At 72.6% G+C, this 3,762-nt stretch carries 5 protein-coding genes; 3 read left to right on the top strand and 2 right to left on the bottom strand.

All coding sequences use genetic code 11. From position 1 onward, the window contains the following. On the bottom strand, window positions 1-408 hold a 408-nt coding region (locus FUT87_RS30095; RefSeq protein ID WP_222617297.1), incomplete at its 3' end, for a hypothetical protein. A gap of 383 nt (window positions 409-791) precedes the next feature. Further along, entirely contained in the window at window positions 792-1,205 is a 414-nt protein-coding gene (locus tag FUT87_RS29480) for a hypothetical protein (RefSeq protein ID WP_183489781.1), read from the bottom strand. Between the two features lie 331 nt (window positions 1,206-1,536). Here FUT87_RS29480 and nudB point away from each other — a divergent pair, with 331 nt between their 5' ends. From nudB to FUT87_RS26075, 3 genes are all read left to right on the top strand, one after another. After that, entirely contained in the window at window positions 1,537-2,064 is a 528-nt protein-coding gene (gene nudB / locus FUT87_RS26065; protein ID WP_147242864.1) for a dihydroneopterin triphosphate diphosphatase, read from the top strand. Then, window positions 2,061-2,891, top strand: a complete 831-nt coding sequence (locus FUT87_RS26070; RefSeq protein ID WP_091721653.1) for an endonuclease/exonuclease/phosphatase family protein — start codon at window positions 2,061-2,063, stop codon at window positions 2,889-2,891. Before nudB ends, FUT87_RS26070 begins: the two co-directional genes overlap by 4 nt. Then, window positions 2,888-3,762: phosphatidylserine/phosphatidylglycerophosphate/cardiolipin synthase family protein (locus FUT87_RS26075; RefSeq protein WP_255512047.1), on the top strand; the 875-nt coding region annotated here is incomplete at its 3' end. The genes FUT87_RS26070 and FUT87_RS26075, both read left to right, overlap by 4 nt.

Below are 3,762 nucleotides of genomic sequence, written 5' to 3' on the forward strand. Positions count from 1 at the left end.
GAGTTGCCGGAGTTGCCGGGGTCGGAGGGATTGGCGGGCGACGCGGGCTCCCCCGGCGTCGCCGGGTCCGTGGGCCGGCGGCCCGATGGCATGCGCCGGAGCGAAGGGGGCGTCATCGCGAGTACCGCGCAGGCCGCCGGCCATCACCCCGAACGCCCAAGGCGTGATCAGCCCCGCGCCGGGCCAGATCCAGCCGATGACGGGGCCGCGGTCGTCGTCGGTCGCCGCGCCGGGTGTCACCTCGGACCTCGTTCCGCAAGTGACGGCGGTGTTCTGGGCGTCGATGTTGGCGTTGGCCGGCGTCGGCGCGTCGGAGGCGGGGCAGTCGGGGATCGTCGTGTCGGCCGCCGGGGCCGTTGCAGAAGAGGCCGGCGACTGCTGTTCATCGCCGTTGGCCGAGGGGGCCACCCCCTCATCCGCCGGACGTCCGGCGCGATCGGCCCTCGACGTGGGGGTGCCTCGAGCTGGCGGCAAGGTCGCGGTCGGAGACGGCGACGGCGACGGCGACGGCGACGGCGACGGGGGGGAGGGGCGAGGCGGTCATCGCGGCCGAAGCGGCCGGCAGGGAGCGGGGATCGGACATGGGCAAAGGGGGTTCACCAAGGAAGCCCGCAGTGTTCCGGGCTGAAACCGCCCGATCGATGACCGGAAACGACGTGAGATTGGCGGTCCTTAGCAAAACCGAGTCGGTCGAGGCCCGCAGAAACACTGCTCCGGAAGGGCGAGGGGGTGAACCGGCGCGCGCGAGCGCCTCACCCGGGCGCACCGGACGAGGGCGGCGGCGCGCAGGATCAGAGGATCTCGTCGACCAGCGCCTTGCCCGCGACGGCGCCCGCCGCGAGGTAGGCGCCGACGCTGCTGCCGAGCTCGCCGGCCTCCTTCATCACGGTGCTCGCGCCGCTGGCCACCGCGTCCTTGACCTCGCCCGCCAGTTCCGCCACCTCGGACGCGCCGCTCGAGACCGCGTGGCCCACCGCCTTGGCGCCGTCCTCCAGCGCCTGCAGGCCTTCCTCGCTCCAATGGACGACGCTGCTCACCGCGTTCTCGCCGCCTTGCCAGGCGGCCTGCGCCAAGCCGATCGCGCCGGCGGCGACGCTGCCGTACTCGCGGGCGTTGATCTCGAAGCTGCCGCTCGGCCGGTTGACGAGTTGGCGCGACGCGACCGGCGCGGCGCCGGTGCCGTTGATCTGGGAAACCGTGGTCATGACCCCTCCAGGGTGTGTGCTTGGTGAGCCCATTCTTCCGGCGGCCGGCACGGCGGATGCCCACATGAGCGACCAGGGCCGACGGCTCTACAAACTTTCTATATTTCCTGCCGCACATCTGCCGGCGCCCTTGTGCCGCGCTTGTGAACAAGCGTTGCGGGACTCGGCGCCGCTCATGTCGGAAACCGCAATGCGCCCGTTGTTGTCGACTGTTTGTCCCGCTCGTCCGCATCCATGTCGGCCGCGTGCCAGGCCTGGCATGCGCCGGTCGCGCCATGACGCTGGGATATGCTTGCCCGCTATGAGCGAAGTGCCTCTCGCCCCTGCCGCGATGCCCCCGGCGGCCGCCGCCGCGGACACCGATACCGACGCCGATGCGTCCGCGCGCCCCTACAAGATTCCCGAGTCGGTGCTGGTCGTGATCCACACCCCGGCGCTGGACGTGCTGATGCTGGAACGCGCCGACCGGCCCGGTTTCTGGCAGTGCGTGACCGGCTCCAAGGACCGCCTCGACGAGCCGCTGGTCGAGACCGCGAGCCGCGAGGTGCTCGAGGAAACCGGCATCCGCGTGCAAGACCTGGCCCCGGGCGCGCTCGACGACTGGGGCCTGGTCAATGTCTACGAGATCTATCCGGTCTGGCGTCACCGCTACGCCCCGGGCGTGAGCCGCAACACCGAACATGTCTTCGGCCTGACGGTGCCGGCCGGCACCGCGGTGACGCTGGCGCCGCGCGAGCACCTGCGCTACCGCTGGCTGCCCTGGCGCGAGGCCGCCGACCTGTGCTTCTCGCCCTCCAACGCCGAGGCCGTGCTGCAGCTGCCCGCGCAGCGCGCCCGCCGGGCCGGGAGCGCCGCATGATCCGCCGCACCCCGCGCCACGCGGCCGTGGCCAATTCCGCGACCACCGACACCTCGCCGGCGGACAGCGTCGGCCGGCTGCGGGTGGCGACCTACAACATCCACAAGGGCGTGCGCGGCATGGGGCCGGGCAAGCGGCTGGAGATCCACAACCTGGGCATGGGCGTGCAGGCGCTGGACGCGGACCTGGTGTTCCTGCAGGAGGTGCGGCTCTTCCACCACCGCGAGGCGCGCCAGTTCGAGCGCACCTGGTTCGGCTGGCCGGAGCAGGGCCAGGCGGAGTTCCTCGCGCCCGAGGGCTACGAGGTGGCCTACCGCACCAACGCGGTGACGCGCCATGGCGAGCATGGCAACGCGCTGCTGTCGCGCTACCCGATCGGGGACGTCGGCCACCATGACGTGTCGGACCATCGCTTCGAGCAGCGCGGCCTGCTGCATGTGCCGGTGCAGTGGCAGGGCACGGAGGTGCATGCGGTGGTGGCGCACCTGGGGCTGATCCACGGCAGCCGGGTGCGGCAGGTGCAGCGGCTGGGCGCGTTCATCGAGGACCATGTGCCCAAGGGCGCGCCGCTGGTGGTGGCCGGCGACTTCAACGACTGGGGCGAGCGGCTGGACGAGCCGATGCGCGCCGGCGGGCTGAGCCGCGCGGCGCTGCCGGGCGCGCGGCGCTCGCTGCCGACCTTCCCGTCGCGGGTGCCGGTGTTCTCGCTGGACCGCATCTACACGCGCGGGCTGCGCTGCGTCGACATGAAGGTGCCGCGCGGTCCGGCCTGGGCGCGCATGTCCGACCACCTGCCGCTGCTGGCTGAACTCGTCCTGGAATCTTGAAGCGGCCGCAGGAACCCCTCTTCCCCTGGACCCTCGGGTCGCAGCCCAGCTTCTCGGGCGGCAACGCGGTGGGGCTGCTGTGCGGGGGCGATGCGCTGTTCCCGGCGCAGATCGCGGCGATCGACCGGGCCGAGCACGAGGTCTGGCTCGCGACCTACATCTTTCATGACGACGAGGCTGGCGCCGCGACGCTGGGCGCCTTGCGTCGCGCGGCGCTGCGCGGCGTGCGGGTGCGAGTGGTCGTGGACGGCTTCGGTTCCAAGGCCAGCCTGGGCTGGCTGCGCGAGCAGCTCGACGGCGCACCGGTGGCGCTGGCGGTGTTCCGGCCGATCGACCGCTGGTGGAACTGGCTGCATCCCGGTCAACTGCGCCGGCTGCACCAGAAGCTGTGCGTGGTGGACGGGCTGGTCGGTTTCGTCGGCGGCATCAACGTGATCGACGACCGCATCGACCTGCATCACGGCCGCACCGAGGCGCCGCGGCTGGACTTCGCGGTGAGCGTCAGCGGCCCGGCGGTGCGGGCGATCGAGCAGGCCGCGCGCGCCGTCTGGACGCGGGCCTGGCTGGGGCACGACTTCGGCGACGAGATGCGCGCGATGATCCGCAGTGCCTCTCCGGCGCGGCGCGCCAAGCGCCTGATGCGTCGCATCCGGATGCCGCGCGGCGAGCATCGCCGGCGCGATCCCGAGCGCCTGGCGCCGGTGCGCGTGGCCTTCGTGCTGCGCGACAACCTGCGCCAGCGTCGCACGATCGAGCGCGCCTATGTCGAGGCGATCCGCGGCGCGACCGCGCGGGTGGACCTGATCACGCCCTACTTCTATCCGGGGCAGCGCTTCCGGCGCGCGCTGAAGGACGCGGCCCGGCGCGGCGT

This window comes from Mitsuaria sp. TWR114 (assembly GCF_007997345.1).

Excerpts from the sequence above, each read along its gene's own strand:
- FUT87_RS26070 (WP_091721653.1), top strand. The coding sequence starts at position 2,061 with ATGATCCGCCGCACCCCGCGCCACGCGGCCGTGGCCAATTCCGCGACC.
- nudB (WP_147242864.1), top strand. The coding sequence starts at position 1,537 with ATGCCCCCGGCGGCCGCCGCCGCGGACACCGATACCGACGCCGATGCG.
- FUT87_RS29480 (WP_183489781.1), bottom strand. The coding sequence starts at position 1,205 with ATGACCACGGTTTCCCAGATCAACGGCACCGGCGCCGCGCCGGTCGCG.